The following is a 15235-nucleotide window of genomic DNA, read 5'->3' as shown; positions in this document are numbered from 1 at the left end:
CATGCAAACTCGTGACGATATTTTCAACACCTTGCGCGACGCCTTGGTGGAACTGTTTGAACTGGAGCCTTCGCGCGTCACCCTCGATGCCAACCTGTACCAGGACCTGGAGATCGACAGCATTGACGCCGTGGACCTGATCGACCACATCAAACGCCAAACCGGCAAGAAGATCGCCGCCGAAGAATTCAAGGCTGTGCGCACCGTAAACGACGTGGTTGAGGCGGTGTACCGTCTGGTCACACCTGCCGCATGAGCCGGCTGATCGGCCTTGGCCTGTTGCTGGCGGGGCTGCTGTATCCGTTTGCGGTGTATTACGGCACCGAGCACTTTGCGCCGTGGCAATTCGGCTTGCTGCTGGGCAGCCTGTGGCTGCTGCGTGCGCTGACCGGCGCACGACGCCCCGGCAGCCGCTGGATGGCGGTGGCGGTGATTGTGTTTTGCCTGTTGCTGGCCTGGTTCGACAACCCGCAGCTGCTGCGCTGGTACCCCAGCCTGGTCAGCGCCTTCATGCTGGCACTGTTCGGCCTGAGCCTGAAATACGGCCCGCCAATGGTCGAGCGCCTGGCGCGCATGACCGACCCGCACCTGCCGCCCAAGGCAATTATCTATACACGCCAGGTCACCGTGGTGTGGAGTGTGTTTTTTCTGTGTAATGGCCTACTCGCCGCAGCCCTCACCTTATGGGCGCCGCTGAGCTGGTGGACGTTGTACAACGGCCTGATCGCCTACGGGCTGATGGGGTTGTTGTTTGCCGTGGAATGGCTGGTACGACAAAGGGTTCGAGGCCGCGTATGAATGGGTTGAAACTTGAGCACCTGCTGCTTGAGCCGCTGGAACAGCGTTTGGTCACCACCGAACCTGCGATGAATCACGCCCAGCTGTGGGCGCAGTCCCTGAGCCTAGCGGCAGGCTTGCAGGCGCGCGGTATCCAGCGTTTGGCCGTGCACCTGGAAGACGCAGGCCTGCTGGCGATTGCCCTGCTCGGCGCCTGGCGTGCCGGCGCCAGCGTGTTGCTGCCCGCCGACCTGCAGCCCCAAACGCGCCAGCGCTGGGACGACGCCGTGGATGCCTGGCTGATTGAGGCCGCCGATCTTGACGCGCTGTATCAGCCGCCGTTGAGCGCCGCCGCACTCGACCTGGATACCTGCCAACTGAGCCTGTGTACCTCCGGCTCAAGTGGCGAACCCAAGCGCATCGACAAGACCCTGCGCCAACTGGCTAACGAAGTTCAGGCGCTGGAAACCCTGTGGGGTGCGGACCTTAAAGACGCGTGCATCATCGGCAGCGTTGCCACCCAACACATCTACGGTTTGCTGTTCCGGGTGTTGTGGCCGTTGTGCGCCGGTCGCACCTTTGTGCGCAAACAACTGGCCTTCCCCGAAGACATGCAGCGCGCTAGCCGCGAACACCCACAATTCGCCTGGGTCGCCAGCCCCGCGCTGCTCAAGCGCATGGGCGACAACCTCGACTGGCCCGCGCTGAGCCAGATGTCACGGGTATTTTCCTCAGGTGGCGCGTTGCCCATCGAGGCCGCCGGCAGCCTTTATGACCGTTTGCAGCAATGGCCGACGGAAATCCTCGGTAGCTCGGAAACCGGCGGCATCGCCTGGCGCCAAGGCGCGCAGCCGTGGCAGCCGTTCGCCGACGTAGCGCTGAGCCAGGATGCCGACGGCGCCCTGCGCATTGCGTCGCCTTACCTGCCCGAGGGGCATATCGAACAGACCGCCGACGCCGCCCGCATTCATTCCGATGGCCGCTTTGAGCTGCTGGGCCGCCTGGACCGCATCGTCAAGCTGGAAGAAAAACGCATCTCCCTGCCCATGTTGGAGCAGGCGCTGATGGCCCACGCCTGGGTCGCCGAAACCCGCCTGGGCGTGGTGCAGGAAAACCGCGCCTCCCTCGGCGCGCTGGTGGTGCTGAGCGCCGATGGCCTGCATGCGCTGCGCAATCAGGGCCGCCGCACCGTCACCCAAACCTTACGCCAGCACCTGAGCCAACACTGCGAAGCACTGGCCCTGCCACGTCGCTGGCGGTTGCTGCGCCAGTTGCCACTGAATGCTCAAGGCAAACTGCCCCAGGCGGATGTGGCGGCGCTGCTGCTCGCACCACGGCCAAAAGCGCCCGAAGTGCTGGAGCAAGTCGAAGCCAACGGTGAATGGACCGTGCAACTGAGCATCCCGCCGGACCTGGCCTATTTCAGCGGCCACTTCCCGGTCACGCCGGTTTTGCCAGGTGTGGTGCAGGTGGAATGGGCCTTTAACCTCGGCCAGCAGTTGCTGGATTTGCCCACAACCTTTGCCGGCATGGAAGTGCTCAAGTTCCAGCAACTGGTACGCCCCGGCGACCACGTTGAACTGCACCTGCGCTTCGACCAGGAACGCGCCAAGCTGTACTTCGCCTACCGCAACGGCGTCGCGGCCTGCTCCAGCGGCCGGATCCAACTGGTAAACGCGCATGCATAAGCTTTTGTGGCAGGCGGGATTGTTGTGGCGAGCGGGCTTGCCTCGCATTGGGCTGCGAAGCGGCCCCAGTAAGGTAACCGAGCTGTGTCAGACATACCGAGTGGGCAGGTTTTGGGGCTGCTTCGCAGCCCAACGCGGGGCAAGCCTGCTCACCACAGGAAGTCCGCCACCAGTCGGTTGGGTGAGCCATGCATAACCCCTGCGCCCTGATCCCGGTCTACAACCATGAAGCCGCCGTACCCGCCGTGGTCCACAGCCTGCTGAACAGCGGCCTGCCGTGCCTGTTGGTCGACGACGGCAGCAGCCCGGCCTGCGCGGCGGTCTTGGCGCAATTGGCCACACTCGAAAACGTCACCCTGCTGACCTTGCCCAACAACCAAGGCAAAGGCGGCGCAGTGATGGCCGGTTTCCGCGAAGCCGCGCGCCTGGGCTTCACGCATGCCCTGCAAGTAGACGCCGACGGCCAGCACGACCTGCGCGAAGTCGAGAGTTTCCTCGATACCTCACGCAGGCACCCCGACGCCGTAATCTGCGGCTACCCCGAATACGACGACAGCGTGCCCAAGGGCCGCCTCTACGCACGCTACCTGACCCACGTGTGGGTGTGGATCAACACCCTGTCGCTGCAGATTCGCGACTCGATGTGCGGCTTTCGCGTGTACCCGCTGGCGCCTACGCTGGCCCTGATGGACTCGGCCTACATCGGCACGCGCATGGATTTCGACTCCGACATCCTGGTGCGCCTGGCTTGGCGTAACCAGCCAATGCGCTGGCTGCCGACCAAGGTGCACTACCCCGCCGACGGCGTGTCGCACTTCCGCCTGCTGCGCGACAACGTGCGCATCTCGGCCATGCACACGCGGTTGTTCTTCGGCATGCTGGTGCGTGCGCCGATGATCCTGTGGCGACGGTGGCAGGCATGAGCGACAACACCAAGCACTGGGCCGACCGCGAAGAGCGCGGCAGTTTCTGGCTGATGAAACTCACCGCCGTCGCCGCTAAAGTCCTTGGCCGCCGCCTTCTGAGCCCGTTGCTGTACGGCATCGTGCTGTACTTTTTCCTGTTCGGCCGCACAGCACGCCACAGCGCCTGGGAATACCAGCAGCGCCTGGCCGACTGGAGCGGGCGCGATGAGCTGCGGCCTACGCATAAAAAAGTCTTCGGCCAGTTCATGGCGTTTGCCGACTCATTGCTCGACAAGCTCGACGTGTGGAACGGCAAGCTGCACCTGGAACAGATCGAAATCAACGACCCGGCGCAATTGCGCGGGCAACTGCGCGGTGAACGCGGGCAGATGCTGGTCGGCGCGCATTTGGGCAACCTTGAAGTGTGCCGCGCGCTGGCCGAAATGGGTGAACAAGTCACCATGAACGTGCTGGTGCACACCAAGCACGCCGAGCGTTTCAACCGCCTGCTGGGCGAAGCCGGGGCCACCCATTTGCGCCTGATCCAAGTCAGCGAACTGGACCCGGCGACCATGCTGCTGCTCAGCCAGCGCCTGGACGACGGCGAATGGCTGGCAATTGCCGGCGACCGCGTACCCCTGCACGGCGGGCGCAAGGTGCGTGTGGATTTCCTCGGTTTTGACGCAGCATTCCCCCAAGGCCCGTGGCTGCTGGCCGGGCTGCTCAAATGCCCGGTGAACCTGCTGATGTGCCTGAAACACCAGGGCCGCTATCGCTTGACCATCGAGCCCTTCGCGCAATTGATCGAATGGAAGCGCAGCACCCGCGAGCAGGTCATCGCCCTGTGGACCGCGCGCTACGCCGCACGCCTGGGCCAGTTCTGCCTGAAAGCGCCCCAACAATGGTTCAACTTTTACCCTTTCTGGAAGACCGATGACGACGCATCTTGAGCCGGTAACCTTTGGCGAACGCGCTTTGCGCATTGAAGACGTGCTGGCCTTGGCCAACCGTCAGGCGCCCACGCAGTTGCAGGGCGACGCGGCGTATCGCCAGCGCATTGCCAAGGGCGCGCAGTTCCTCGACTCGCTGCTGGACAAGGAAGGCGTGATCTACGGCGTGACCACCGGCTACGGCGACTCGTGCGTGGTGGCGGTGCCGTTGCAGCACGTCGAGGCGTTGCCACGTCACCTGTACACCTTCCATGGTTGCGGCCTGGGCAAGTTGCTCGACGCACAAGCCACCCGCGCGGTGCTGGCGGCGCGCTTGCAGTCGTTGTGCCACGGCGTTTCCGGGGTGCGTGTGGAGTTGCTGGAGCGTCTGCACGCATTCCTGGCGCACGACGTGCTGCCGCTGATCCCGGAAGAAGGCTCGGTGGGCGCCAGCGGGGATTTGACGCCGCTGTCCTACGTGGCCGCGACCTTGTCCGGCGAGCGCGAAGTGATGTTCGGTGGCGAACGTCGCCAGGCCGCCGATGTGCACCGCGAACTGGGCTGGGAGCCGCTGGTGCTACGCCCCAAAGAAGCCCTGGCCTTGATGAACGGTACCGCCGTGATGACCGGCCTCGCCTGCCTGGCCTTCGCCCGCGCCGACTACCTGCTGCAACTGGCCACGCGCATCACCGCGCTGAACGTGGTGGCGCTGCAAGGCAACCCGGAACACTTTGACGAGCGCCTGTTCGCCGCCAAGCCACACCCGGGGCAGATGCAAGTCGCCGCGTGGCTGCGCAAAGACCTGGCGATTGATGCGCCAACCGCACCGCTGCACCGCCTGCAGGATCGCTACTCGCTGCGCTGTGCGCCCCACGTGCTCGGCGTGCTGGCCGACAGCCTGAACTGGCTGCGCTCATTTATCGAGATCGAACTGAACAGCGCCAACGACAACCCGATTATCGACGCCGAAGAAGAACGCGTACTGCACGGCGGGCACTTCTACGGCGGGCACATCGCCTTCGCGATGGACAGCCTCAAGACCTTGGTGGCCAACGTCGCCGACCTGCTCGACCGCCAGCTCGCACTGCTGGTGGATGTGCGTTACAACCACGGCTTGCCGAGCAACCTGTCCGGCGCGCCGGCCGACCGCGCGATGATCAACCACGGCTTCAAGGCCGTGCAGATCGGCACCAGTGCCTGGACCGCCGAAGCGCTGAAAAACACCATGCCGGCCAGCGTGTTCTCGCGCTCCACCGAGTGCCATAACCAGGACAAAGTGAGCATGGGCACCATCGCCGCCCGCGATGCGATCCGCGTGCTGGAGCTGACCGAACAGGTGGCCGCCGCCACCCTGCTCGCGGCCAACCAAGGTGTGTGGCTGCGTGCCCAGGCTGAGGATGCGCGGCCACTGCCGCCGGCCTTGGCAGCCATGCATGAAGCACTCGCCAAAGACTTCCCGCCGGTCATCGAAGACCGTGCGCTGGAAGGCGAACTGCGCCTGTGCCTCAAGCGTATCGCCGAGCAACACTGGAGGCTGCATGCGTAGCCAAGGCGTGTTGCATTGCGACACTGAAATCCGCGTGCCGTTTTTCGACATCGACACCATGAACGTGGTGTGGCACGGGCATTACGTGAAGTACCTGGAAGTGGCGCGCTGCGCGCTGCTGGACAAGCTCGGCCATAACTACACCGCGATGCTCGAATCCGGCTACGCCTGGCCGGTGATCGACATGCAGCTGCGCTACGTGCGCGGCGCCACCTTTGGCCAAACGATCAATGTGCGCGCCAGCCTGGTGGAATGGGAGAACCGTTTGAAGGTGAATTACCTGATCACTGATCTGGCCAGCGGCGAACGCCTGACCCGCGCCAGCACCGTGCAAGTGGCGGTAGAGATTGCCAGCCGCGAAATGCAGCTAGCCTCGCCGAAAATATTCACCGACGCCGTCGAAAGGGCCTTGGCATGAGAGTTTTAATCCTGTTTGCAAGCGTGATGCTGAGCCTCAGCGCTCATGCTTTTGACCTGCAACAGCTGAGCGACCAGTTGGCTAAACCCTCAGTGATCCACGGCACCTTCACCCAGGAAAAACACCTGCGCGCCCTGCCGCAACCCTTGGTCAGCAAAGGCACCTTCGTGCTCGCCAAAGACCACGGCCTGCTGTGGCTGTTGAAAACGCCGTTGCAACAGGACTACCGCATCAGCACCGAAGGCATCGCGCGCCGCGACGCCAACGGCTGGCAGCTGCTGCCGAACAAGAGCGCCGGTGCCGAGCAGAACCGTCTGTTCCTCGCCGTACTCCAAGGCGACAGCAGCGGCCTGCAGCGCGACTTCGACCTGCAACTGCAAGGCGAGGCCAAGCAATGGAAGCTGACGCTGACCCCACGCTCATTGCTGCTCAAGCAAGTGTTCACCCAGATCAATATCGACGGCGGCGAGCTGGTCCAAACCATCCAACTGCTGGAAACCCAAGGCGACAGCACCGTGCTGCGCATGCAGGACAGCACGGCCGGCCAACCGTTGAGTGAAGCGGAGAGCCACGACTTTGCCCAGTGAGCGCCTGTTACCGCGCCTGTTCCTGATCCTGCTGGTTGCTGTACTGGCCCTGGCCGGGTGGCAGTGGCGCCAGGGTGCGCCGCTGTCGGCCAACCTGATGGAGCTGGTGCCGGGCAGCACGCCGGATGCACTGGAGCTCAAAGCCGAACAGCGCATGCAGGAACCGCTGAACCGCGAAATGCTGGTGTTGGTGGGGCATGCCGATCGGCAAAAAGCCGTGGCGCTCGCGCAGCAATTGGGCGAGCACTGGCAGGCCAGCGGGCTGTTTGAAAAAGTGCAGTGGAACCTGCAAGCCGACTTGCCGGCGTTGCGCGAGCAACTGCTGCGCGGGCGACTGGCGATGCTCTCAGCCAAAGACCGCGAACAACTGATCGAGCACCCCGACGCCTTCATTCAGCAGCGTGTGCAAGCGTTGTTCGACCCGTTCACCGGGTTCAGCCTGGTGCCAAGCCAGGACGACTGGCTGGGCCTCACCGGGCGTATCCAGAACAGCCAGCCGCAGCACGGTTCGGTGCAACTGGATATCGGCAGCGGCGCGTTGATCGCCGATGCCGACGGCAAAAGCTGGGTGCTGCTGCGCGCGCGTACCACCGGCAATGCCTTCGATATGAAACTGCCGCTGCAAGTGGCGGATCTGCTCCAGGCCAGCCGCACGCAGGCCAGTGAACAAGACGCGCAATTGCTCGCCGCCAGCGGGCTGCTCTACGCGGCCAATGGTCAGCAACAAGCGACCCGCGAAATCACCTGGGTCGGCGGCGGCGCCACCCTGGGCATTCTGTTATTGCTGTTGTTGGCGTTCCGCCGCTGGCGCGTGCTGCTGGCCTTTGTGCCGGTGCTGGTGGGCATGCTGTTTGGCGCGGTGGCCTGTGTGGCGCTGTTCGGCCATATGCATGTGATGACCTTGGTGCTGGGCTCCAGCCTGATCGGCGTGGCGGTGGATTACCCGCTGCACTACCTGTCCAAAAGCTGGAGCCTGCAGCCGTGGCGCAGTTGGCCGGCGTTGCGCCTGACGCTACCAGGGCTGAGCCTGAGCCTGGCCACCAGTTGCATCGGCTACTTGGCGCTGGCCTGGACGCCCTTCCCGGCGCTGACGCAAATCGCGGTGTTCTCCGCCGCCGGTTTAGTCGGCGCCTACCTGTCGGCCGTGTGCCTGTTGCCCGCGCTGCTCAAAGGCGTGGAGCTGCGCCCGGCGCAATGGCCGCTGCGCATCGCTGAAGGCCTGTGGCTGCTGCGTGCAGCCTTGATCAAACGCGTACCAAGCCCGGTGCTGCTGGCGCTGGTGCTGGTGTTTTGCGCCGGTGGCCTGTGGCACCTGAACAGCAAAAACGATATCCGCCAATGGATCGGCGCCCCGCCGCACTTGCTGCAGGAAGCCCAGGCCGTGGCGCGCATCACCGGGTTCCAGCCCACCAGCCAATTCTTCCTGGTACGGGCCGACAATCAGCAGCAGTTGCTGGAGCGTCAGGCGGCCTTGGGCCAGCGCCTGGACCAACTGGTGAATATGGACAAGTTGCAGGGCTACCTGGCGCTCAACCAACTGGTCAGCCTGCCAGCCGAGCAACAACAACTGCGCGATGCGCTGAACCAGTTGCCGCAACACTGGCAGCCGCTGCTGGACCTTGGCGTGCCCGCCAGCGCGCTGCAAGCCGAAGTCGCGCAGCTGCAAGCGCTGCCCACCGAAGACATCGATGCCGCGCTGGCAGGCCCGTTGGCCGAGCCTTGGCGCACATTGTGGCTGGGCCCGGTAAACGGCGGCGTGGCGGCGATGGTCAGCCTGCAAGGCTTGAACAACCCTGCGTTGCTACGGGTGCAGGCGCTGGACCTGCCCGGCGTGCAATTGGTCGATCGCCTGGGCGACTTGAACCGCGTGTTCGCCGACACGCAGATCAGCGCCGCTGAATTGAAATTGATGTCGTGCGTGCTGATCGTGCTGTTGCTGATCCTGCCGTTCGGCTTCGGCGGCGCCTTGCGCATCGTCGCGCTGCCGCTGCTCGCGGCGCTGTGCAGCCTGGCCAGCCTGGGTTGGTTGGGCCAACCGCTGACCCTGTTCAGCCTGTTCGGCCTGCTGCTGGTCACGGCCATCAGCGTCGACTACGCGATCTTGATGCGCGAGCAAATCGGCGGCCCTGCCGTGAGTCTTTTAGGTACGCTACTGGCAGCGCTGACGACTTGGTTGTCGTTTGGCCTGCTGGCAGTGTCGAGTACGCCGGCCGTGAGTAATTTCGGCCTGTCGGTCAGTTTGGGCCTGGCGTTCAGCTTTATGCTGGCGCCTTGGGCCGGCCAACAGAAGCACGCCTTATGAATGTGATTACCGCCAAAATGGCAAGGAGCCATCGTGCCCACAGTTGAAATGGAACGTCGCCAGGTGGTGGTGATTGGTGCCGGCCCGTCCGGTGCGATCGCTGCCGCGCTGTTAAAGCGCAACGGGCATGATGTATTGATTATCGAGCGTCAGCATTTCCCACGTTTCTCGATTGGCGAAAGCCTGCTGTCGCACTGCATCGATTTTATCGAAGAAGCCGGCATGCTCGAGGCCGTCCAGGCGGCAGGCTTTCAGCTGAAAACCGGCGCCGCGTTTGCCTGGGGCGAGCGCTACAGCGCGTTTGATTTTGGTGACACGTTCAGCAACGGCAAGCCCACCACCTTCCAGGTGCAGCGCGGCGAATTCGACAAATTGCTGGCCGACCAGGCCGCCGTGCAAGGCGTGGACATTCGCTATGGCGAAACCATCGTCGGCGTGGACTTCGCCGGCGAAAGCCGCTACCTGCACGTGCGCCGCGAGAATGGCAGCGAGTACCACCTCAAGGCCAAGTTCGTGCTCGATGCCAGCGGCTACGGCCGCGTGCTGCCGCGCCTGCTGGACCTGGAAGCACCGTCAAATTTCCCGCTGCGTCAGGCGGTTTTCACCCACGTTGAAGACCACATCGACCACCCAGGCTTCGACCGCACCAAGATCCTGATCACCACCCACCCCACCCAGCGTGACATCTGGTTCTGGACCATCCCGTTCAGCAACGGTCGCTGCTCGGTGGGCGTGGTTGCGGCCAAGGAGCATTTCGACGGCCGCGACAGCGACCTCGACGCCTGCCTGCGCGGCTTTATCGCAGAAACCCCAAGCCTTGCCGGCGTGCTGCAAAACGCCGTGTGGGACACGCCCGCGCGCACCATCGGTGGCTACTCCGCCAACGTCAAAACCCTGCACGGCCCGGGCTTTGCGCTGCTGGGCAACGCGGCGGAATTCCTCGACCCGGTGTTTTCTTCCGGTGTGACCATCGCCATGCGCTCGGCAAGCATGGCCGCGGGGCTGCTGCATCGCCAACTCAAGGGCGAAACAGTGGATTGGCAAACCGAGTTTGCCGAGCCGTTGAAGCGCGGCGTCGATACCTTCCGTTGCTACGTCGAAGGCTGGTACGCCGGCACCTTCCAGGATGTGATTTTCCACCCGAGCAGCTCGCCGGAGATTCGCCGGATGATCAGCTCGATCCTCGCCGGCTATGCGTGGGATGAGCGCAACCCGTTTGTCAGCGAGCCCAAGCGGCGGTTGCGGATGTTGTCGGAGATTTGTGCGGGCGAAACAGTATGAGCACTCAATACCTGAGTAAAAACTACGTCGAAGAAACCAAGTTCGGCTTCTGGTTCCTGCGCAGCCACACCTGGCAGCATCACGTGTTGCGCGTGGCGATCAACGACCTGCGCAGCTTGTTCACCGAGCCACTACCGGTAGCGCCGGTGTTGCTGGACGCCGGTTGCGGCCAGGGCAAATCGTTCCAGTATTTACAGCACGTGTTCGCGCCGCAGCGGCTGATCGGCCTGGACGCCGACCCTCACAGCCTGGAACTGAGCAAGGCCGAAGCCGCGCGCCAGGGCCTGACCATCGAGCTGATCGGCAGCGACTGCGCCACCCTGCAAGTGCCGGATGAAAGCGTCGATATCCTGTTCTGCCACCAGACCTTCCACCACCTGGTGGAACAGCATCGCGCCTTGAAAGAGTTCTACCGCGTGCTCAAACCGGGCGGCTACTTGCTGTTTGCCGAGTCCACCGAAGCCTACATCGACACCTGGGTGATTCGCTGGCTGTTCCGCCACCCGATGCACGTGCAGAAAAGCGCCGAAGAGTATTTGCAAATGCTGCGCGAGCAGGGCTTTGAATTCGGCCCGCAGAACGTCTCGTATCCGTACTTATGGTGGAGCCGTTCCAGCGATTTCGGCTTGCTCGAGCGCTGGGGCCTGCGCAACCCGCCACCGGTGGGCCAGCGTGAAGAGACCTTGGTGAACTGCGTGGCGCGTAAGCCTTTAGTGAGCGCCGCACCATGATCCGCCTGCTGTTGATCGGCTGCCTGTTGCTGCTGAGCGCCTGCGCTAGCCAGCCGCCATTGCCGGAAAAACCCCCAGCCCTGGCCTTGCCGATGCAACTGCATGTGCAGCGCCTGGCAGGCAGCCAGAGCCAGGATTGGCTGCTGGTGATCCAGCGCGAAGGCGCAGCCATTCGCTGGTCGATGATGGACCCGCTGGGCATTCCCCAGGCCCGGCAAAAGCTGGTAGATGGCCAGTGGCAGGCCGATGGCTTGCTGCCGCCCAACCCTCAAGCCCGCGAGTTGTTCGCCGCACTGCTGTTTGCCCTGACCTCGGCGGATGACGTGCGCGCGCTGTACCCCAGCGCCCAAGCCATGGACCTCACGCGCACGCTGCCAGGCCATTGGCAAATCGTGTATCAGTCTTCCGAGGTGTTTAGCGTGAACATGACGGGCCAGCCGTTGAGCTACCGCATCACGCCGCTTGGGGTTGCCCGATGACAGCTTATCTAAATGCGCTGGGCGTGATCTGTGCCTTGGGGCGCGGCCAGGCCGAGGTCAGCCGCAGCCTGTTTGCCGGCGACTGCTCCGGTATGCGCGCCGAGAGCGGCTGGGTGCCGGAACGTGTGTTGCCGGTGGGTGGCGTGCGCAGCGAGCTAGCGACTATCCCTGTCGAACTGAACCAGCAAAGCAGCCGCAACAACCAGTTGCTGCTGGAAGCGGCGTTGCAGATTGAAAGCGAGATCCGCCAGGCAATCCACGATTACGGCGCATCGCGAGTCGGCGTGGTTTTGGGTACCAGCACTTCGGGCATTGACGAAGCCAGCCGTGGCATCGCCAATTACCTGCGCGACCAGCAATTCCCCGGCGACTACGACTACCAACAACAGGAACTCAGCGCCCCGGCGAATTTCCTTGCCGACTGGCTGCAACTGAGCGGCCCGGCCTATGTGATTTCCACCGCCTGCACCTCCAGCGCCCGCGCGTTGATGAGTGCTCAACGCCTGCTGGACCTGGGCATGTGTGACGCGGTGATCTGCGGCGGTGTCGACAGCCTGTGCAAGCTGACGCTGAACGGTTTTACCTCGCTGGAAGCCGTCTCCAGCGAGCGCTGCAATCCCTTTTCAGTGAACCGCAATGGCATCAATATCGGCGAAGCGGCGGTGCTGTTTCTGATGACTAAAACACCTGCACCCATTGCTTTGCTGGGCAGTGGCGCCAGTTGCGACGCGCACCATATCTCCGCGCCCGAGCCCACCGGCAAGGGCGCGTTGCAGGCGATGCGCAAGGCTTTGGCCAGCGCGAAGCTTGCGCCCGAGCACATCGGTTACCTGAACCTGCACGGCACCGCCACCCAACACAACGACGCCATGGAAAGCCTGGCTGTCGCCAGCCTGTTTCCCGAAGGCGTGGCCTGTTCTTCGACCAAGCCCATGACTGGCCACACGCTCGGTGCAGCCGGCGCGCTGGAAGCGGCGTTCTGCTGGCTGAGCCTGACACACGGCTTGGTACCACCGCATGTGTGGGACGGCCACGCCGACCCGGCGCTGCCGGCCTTGCAATGGGCGCAGGCCGGCGACACCCTGAAAAAGCGCTGCCTGATGAGCAACTCGTTTGCTTTCGGCGGTAATAACGTCAGCCTGATAATCGCAGAGGCCCCATGATCGATTGGCCACTCGCCGAACTGCTGCCCCATGCGGCCGACATGATCCTGATCGACCAGGTGTTGTCGTTCGATGAAGAGCAGATTCACACCCGCCTCACCGTCAAGCCCGGCGGCCTGTTCAACCGCGCGGACGGCAGCCTGCCGGCCTGGGTCGGCATCGAGCTGATGGCGCAAAGCGTCGCCGCCTATGCCGGGTGCCGCGCGCGCCAGAAAGGCGATGCGGTGGAATTGGGCTTCCTGCTCGGCACCCGCAAGTTCGAGTGCAACGTGGAACACTTCCCGGCAGGCGCCGAGTTGCGCATCCACGGCCTGCGCTCGCTGGAAGACGACAACGGCATGGGTGTGTTCGAATGCCACCTCACCGGCGACGGTATCCAGGCCAGCGCACGCTTGAACGTATTTCGACCGCCACAGGCGGCCAATTATTTAGATGAACCGAAGGACGAAACGCCATGACTGAATCCGTACTGGTCACCGGCTCCAGCCGTGGCATCGGCCGCGCCATTGCCCTGCGCCTGGCGCAGGCCGGGCATGACATCGTGCTGCATTGCCGCAGTGGCCGCGTTGAAGCGGACGCGGTGCAGGTCGAGATTGAAGCCTTGGGCCGCAAGGCTCGCGTGCTGCAATTCGATGTGGCGGATCGCGCCAGCTGCAAGGCAATCCTTGAGGCCGACGTGGAGCAACATGGCGCCTACTACGGCGTGGTGCTCAATGCCGGCCTGACCCGCGACGGTGCGTTCCCAGCCTTGTCCGAAGACGATTGGGACGTGGTGATGCGCACCAACCTCGACGGTTTCTACAATGTGCTGCACCCGGTAATGATGCCGATGATTCGTCGTCGCGCCGCCGGCCGTATCGTGTGCATCACCTCGGTGTCGGGGCTGATCGGCAACCGTGGGCAGGTCAACTACAGCGCGTCGAAAGCCGGCTTGATCGGCGCGGCCAAGGCCCTCGCTATTGAATTGGGCAAGCGCAAAATCACCGTCAACTGTGTGGCGCCCGGCTTGATCGACACTGCGATGCTGGATGAAAACGTGCCGGTAGAAGAGCTGATGAAAATGATCCCGGCACAGCGCATGGGCACGCCGGAAGAAGTCGCCGGTGCAGTGAATTTCCTGATGTCGGCCGAGGCTGGCTACATCACGCGCCAGGTGTTGGCCGTGAACGGAGGCCTGTGCTGATGAAGCGCGTCGTCGTCACCGGCATGGCCGGCATGACCTCCCTGGGCTGCGACTGGGACACCATCGCCGCCAACTTTCGCGCCAACCGCAGCGGCATTCGGCGCATGGACGAGTGGGACCGTTTCACCGAACTGAACACGCGACTGGCCGGGCCCATCGACGATTTCGTGGTGCCTGCCCATTGGACGCGCAAGCAACTGCGCAGCATGGGCCGCGTCTCGCGCCTGGCCGTGTGGGCGGCAGAGCAGGCGCTGCAGGACGCCGGCTTGCTCGGCGACGAGTCGATCAAGGACGGGCGTATGGGCGTGGCCTGTGGCTCGTCCACCGGTAGCACCGATGAGATCAAGGCGTTCGGCAATATGCTGCTGAACTCCGTGGCCGAGGGGCTGAATGCCAACTCCTATGTGCGCATGATGCCGCACACCACGGCGGCGAATATCAGCATCTTCTTTGGCCTCACTGGGCGGCTGATCCCGACGTCCAGCGCCTGCACCAGTGGCAGCCAAGGCATCGGCTATGCCTACGAGGCGATCAAGTTCGGTCGCCTGCCGTTGATGCTCGCCGGCGGCGCGGAAGAGTTGTGCCCTACCGAAGCGATGGTGTTCGACGCGCTATACGCCACCAGCCTGAAAAACGATGCGCCACAGACCAGCCCACGCCCTTACGACAGCGGCCGCGATGGCCTGGTGATCGGCGAAGGCGGCGGCATGTTGGTGCTCGAAGAACTCGAACACGCGTTGGCACGCGGGGCGCACATCCACGCCGAGCTGGTGGGTTTCGGCAGCAACGCCGACGGCCAGCACACCACCCGCCCGGAGCAGAAAACCATGCGCCGCGCGATGGAACTGGCCCTGGAAGATGCCGGGCTTGAGCCTTCGGCCATCGGCTACGTGAACGGCCATGGCACTGCCACTGATCAAGGCGATATTGCCGAGACATTGGCGACCAGCAGCCTGTTCGGCAGCCGCATGCCCATCAGCTCGCAGAAAAGCTTCCTCGGCCACACCTTGGGCGCGTGCGGCGCACTGGAGTCCTGGTTCAGCATTGAAATGATGAACCGCGACCAGTACGTGCACACCTTCAACCTCGATTCGGTCGACCCGCAATGCGGCGAGCTGGATTACCTGCAAGGTGGCTTTCGCGAAATGCACAACGATTACGTGATGAACAACAACTTTGCGTTTGGCGGCGTCAACACCTCGCTGATCTTCCGCCGCTGGTCCTGAATTTTTAATCGATTGGAGAA

At 63.6% G+C, this 15235-nt stretch carries 16 protein-coding genes; all 16 read left to right on the top strand.

The annotated features are described in order from the left end of the window. The first annotated feature begins 1 nt into the window (after window position 1). The 16 genes from K0P33_RS03375 to K0P33_RS03300 all read left to right on the top strand — a co-directional run bounded on the left by K0P33_RS03375 (window position 2) and on the right by K0P33_RS03300 (window position 15215). Entirely contained in the window at window positions 2-256 is a 255-nt protein-coding gene (locus tag K0P33_RS03375; RefSeq protein WP_094949266.1) for an acyl carrier protein, read from the top strand. After that, a complete protein-coding gene (locus tag K0P33_RS03370) occupies window positions 253-798 on the top strand; it encodes a hypothetical protein (RefSeq protein WP_094949267.1) in 546 nt (181 codons plus the stop codon). The genes K0P33_RS03375 and K0P33_RS03370 overlap by 4 nt, the downstream gene beginning before the upstream one ends. Beyond that, a complete protein-coding gene (locus K0P33_RS03365) occupies window positions 795-2465 on the top strand; it encodes an acyl-CoA synthetase family protein (RefSeq protein ID WP_242154050.1) in 1671 nt (556 codons plus the stop codon). The genes K0P33_RS03370 and K0P33_RS03365 overlap by 4 nt, the downstream gene beginning before the upstream one ends. A gap of 188 nt (window positions 2466-2653) precedes the next feature. Continuing rightward, window positions 2654-3388, top strand: a complete 735-nt coding sequence (locus tag K0P33_RS03360; RefSeq protein WP_094949269.1) for a glycosyltransferase family 2 protein — start codon at window positions 2654-2656, stop codon at window positions 3386-3388. Beyond that, window positions 3385-4320, top strand: coding sequence for a glycosyl transferase (locus K0P33_RS03355; protein ID WP_242154026.1), 936 nt, complete (start codon window positions 3385-3387; stop codon window positions 4318-4320). The genes K0P33_RS03360 and K0P33_RS03355 overlap by 4 nt, the downstream gene beginning before the upstream one ends. Next, window positions 4304-5845, top strand: a complete 1542-nt coding sequence (locus K0P33_RS03350) for an aromatic amino acid ammonia-lyase (RefSeq protein WP_242154024.1) — start codon at window positions 4304-4306, stop codon at window positions 5843-5845. Before K0P33_RS03355 ends, K0P33_RS03350 begins: the two co-directional genes overlap by 17 nt. Beyond that, window positions 5838-6263, top strand: a complete 426-nt coding sequence (locus K0P33_RS03345; protein ID WP_094949272.1) for an acyl-CoA thioesterase — start codon at window positions 5838-5840, stop codon at window positions 6261-6263. Before K0P33_RS03350 ends, K0P33_RS03345 begins: the two co-directional genes overlap by 8 nt. Beyond that, a complete protein-coding gene (locus K0P33_RS03340) occupies window positions 6260-6850 on the top strand; it encodes an outer membrane lipoprotein carrier protein LolA (RefSeq protein WP_094949273.1) in 591 nt (196 codons plus the stop codon). Before K0P33_RS03345 ends, K0P33_RS03340 begins: the two co-directional genes overlap by 4 nt. Further along, window positions 6840-9152: an MMPL family transporter gene (locus K0P33_RS03335; RefSeq protein ID WP_242154021.1), complete on the top strand. Its 2313-nt coding sequence runs from the start codon at window positions 6840-6842 to the stop codon at window positions 9150-9152. The genes K0P33_RS03340 and K0P33_RS03335 overlap by 11 nt, the downstream gene beginning before the upstream one ends. Window positions 9153-9185: 33 nt before the next feature. After that, window positions 9186-10433 (top strand): NAD(P)/FAD-dependent oxidoreductase, encoded by a 1248-nt coding sequence (locus tag K0P33_RS03330; protein WP_242154019.1) that lies wholly within the window; start codon window positions 9186-9188, stop codon window positions 10431-10433. Beyond that, complete coding sequence (locus K0P33_RS03325) at window positions 10430-11164, top strand: class I SAM-dependent methyltransferase (RefSeq protein ID WP_094949276.1); 735 nt, start codon at window positions 10430-10432, stop codon at window positions 11162-11164. Before K0P33_RS03330 ends, K0P33_RS03325 begins: the two co-directional genes overlap by 4 nt. After that, window positions 11161-11643 carry a hypothetical protein gene (locus tag K0P33_RS03320; protein WP_242154017.1) on the top strand — a complete coding sequence of 161 codons (483 nt, stop codon included), beginning with the start codon at window positions 11161-11163 and terminating at the stop codon, window positions 11641-11643. Before K0P33_RS03325 ends, K0P33_RS03320 begins: the two co-directional genes overlap by 4 nt. Then, on the top strand, window positions 11640-12806 hold the full coding sequence (locus K0P33_RS03315) for a beta-ketoacyl-[acyl-carrier-protein] synthase family protein (RefSeq protein WP_094949278.1): 1167 nt from the start codon (window positions 11640-11642) through the stop codon (window positions 12804-12806). Before K0P33_RS03320 ends, K0P33_RS03315 begins: the two co-directional genes overlap by 4 nt. Beyond that, window positions 12803-13264 (top strand): hotdog family protein, encoded by a 462-nt coding sequence (locus K0P33_RS03310; RefSeq protein ID WP_242154015.1) that lies wholly within the window; start codon window positions 12803-12805, stop codon window positions 13262-13264. Before K0P33_RS03315 ends, K0P33_RS03310 begins: the two co-directional genes overlap by 4 nt. Beyond that, window positions 13261-13989 (top strand): 3-oxoacyl-ACP reductase FabG, encoded by a 729-nt coding sequence (gene fabG, locus K0P33_RS03305; protein WP_242154013.1) that lies wholly within the window; start codon window positions 13261-13263, stop codon window positions 13987-13989. Before K0P33_RS03310 ends, fabG begins: the two co-directional genes overlap by 4 nt. Continuing rightward, complete coding sequence (locus K0P33_RS03300; RefSeq protein ID WP_094949280.1) at window positions 13989-15215, top strand: beta-ketoacyl-ACP synthase; 1227 nt, start codon at window positions 13989-13991, stop codon at window positions 15213-15215. Before fabG ends, K0P33_RS03300 begins: the two co-directional genes overlap by 1 nt. Window positions 15216-15235 lie beyond the last annotated feature (20 nt).

Origin of the sequence: Pseudomonas sp. ArH3a (assembly GCF_022648765.1) — a bacterium.
Classification (GTDB): Bacteria; Pseudomonadota; Gammaproteobacteria; order Pseudomonadales; family Pseudomonadaceae; genus Aquipseudomonas.
This window is presented reverse-complemented; position numbering and strand designations above follow the sequence as displayed.

What these genes read in the sequence shown, in the direction of transcription:
- K0P33_RS03325 (WP_094949276.1), top strand. Translation starts at nt 10,430, where the DNA reads ATGAGCACTCAATACCTGAGTAAAAACTACGTCGAAGAAACCAAGTTC.
- K0P33_RS03315 (WP_094949278.1), top strand. Translation starts at nt 11,640, where the DNA reads ATGACAGCTTATCTAAATGCGCTGGGCGTGATCTGTGCCTTGGGGCGC.
- K0P33_RS03300 (WP_094949280.1), top strand. Translation starts at nt 13,989, where the DNA reads ATGAAGCGCGTCGTCGTCACCGGCATGGCCGGCATGACCTCCCTGGGC.
- K0P33_RS03355 (WP_242154026.1), top strand. Translation starts at nt 3,385, where the DNA reads ATGAGCGACAACACCAAGCACTGGGCCGACCGCGAAGAGCGCGGCAGT.
- K0P33_RS03340 (WP_094949273.1), top strand. Translation starts at nt 6,260, where the DNA reads ATGAGAGTTTTAATCCTGTTTGCAAGCGTGATGCTGAGCCTCAGCGCT.
- K0P33_RS03370 (WP_094949267.1), top strand. Translation starts at nt 253, where the DNA reads ATGAGCCGGCTGATCGGCCTTGGCCTGTTGCTGGCGGGGCTGCTGTAT.
- K0P33_RS03365 (WP_242154050.1), top strand. Translation starts at nt 795, where the DNA reads ATGAATGGGTTGAAACTTGAGCACCTGCTGCTTGAGCCGCTGGAACAG.
- fabG (WP_242154013.1), top strand. Translation starts at nt 13,261, where the DNA reads ATGACTGAATCCGTACTGGTCACCGGCTCCAGCCGTGGCATCGGCCGC.
- K0P33_RS03360 (WP_094949269.1), top strand. Translation starts at nt 2,654, where the DNA reads ATGCATAACCCCTGCGCCCTGATCCCGGTCTACAACCATGAAGCCGCC.
- K0P33_RS03310 (WP_242154015.1), top strand. Translation starts at nt 12,803, where the DNA reads ATGATCGATTGGCCACTCGCCGAACTGCTGCCCCATGCGGCCGACATG.
- K0P33_RS03320 (WP_242154017.1), top strand. Translation starts at nt 11,161, where the DNA reads ATGATCCGCCTGCTGTTGATCGGCTGCCTGTTGCTGCTGAGCGCCTGC.
- K0P33_RS03375 (WP_094949266.1), top strand. Translation starts at nt 2, where the DNA reads ATGCAAACTCGTGACGATATTTTCAACACCTTGCGCGACGCCTTGGTG.
- K0P33_RS03345 (WP_094949272.1), top strand. Translation starts at nt 5,838, where the DNA reads ATGCGTAGCCAAGGCGTGTTGCATTGCGACACTGAAATCCGCGTGCCG.
- K0P33_RS03350 (WP_242154024.1), top strand. Translation starts at nt 4,304, where the DNA reads ATGACGACGCATCTTGAGCCGGTAACCTTTGGCGAACGCGCTTTGCGC.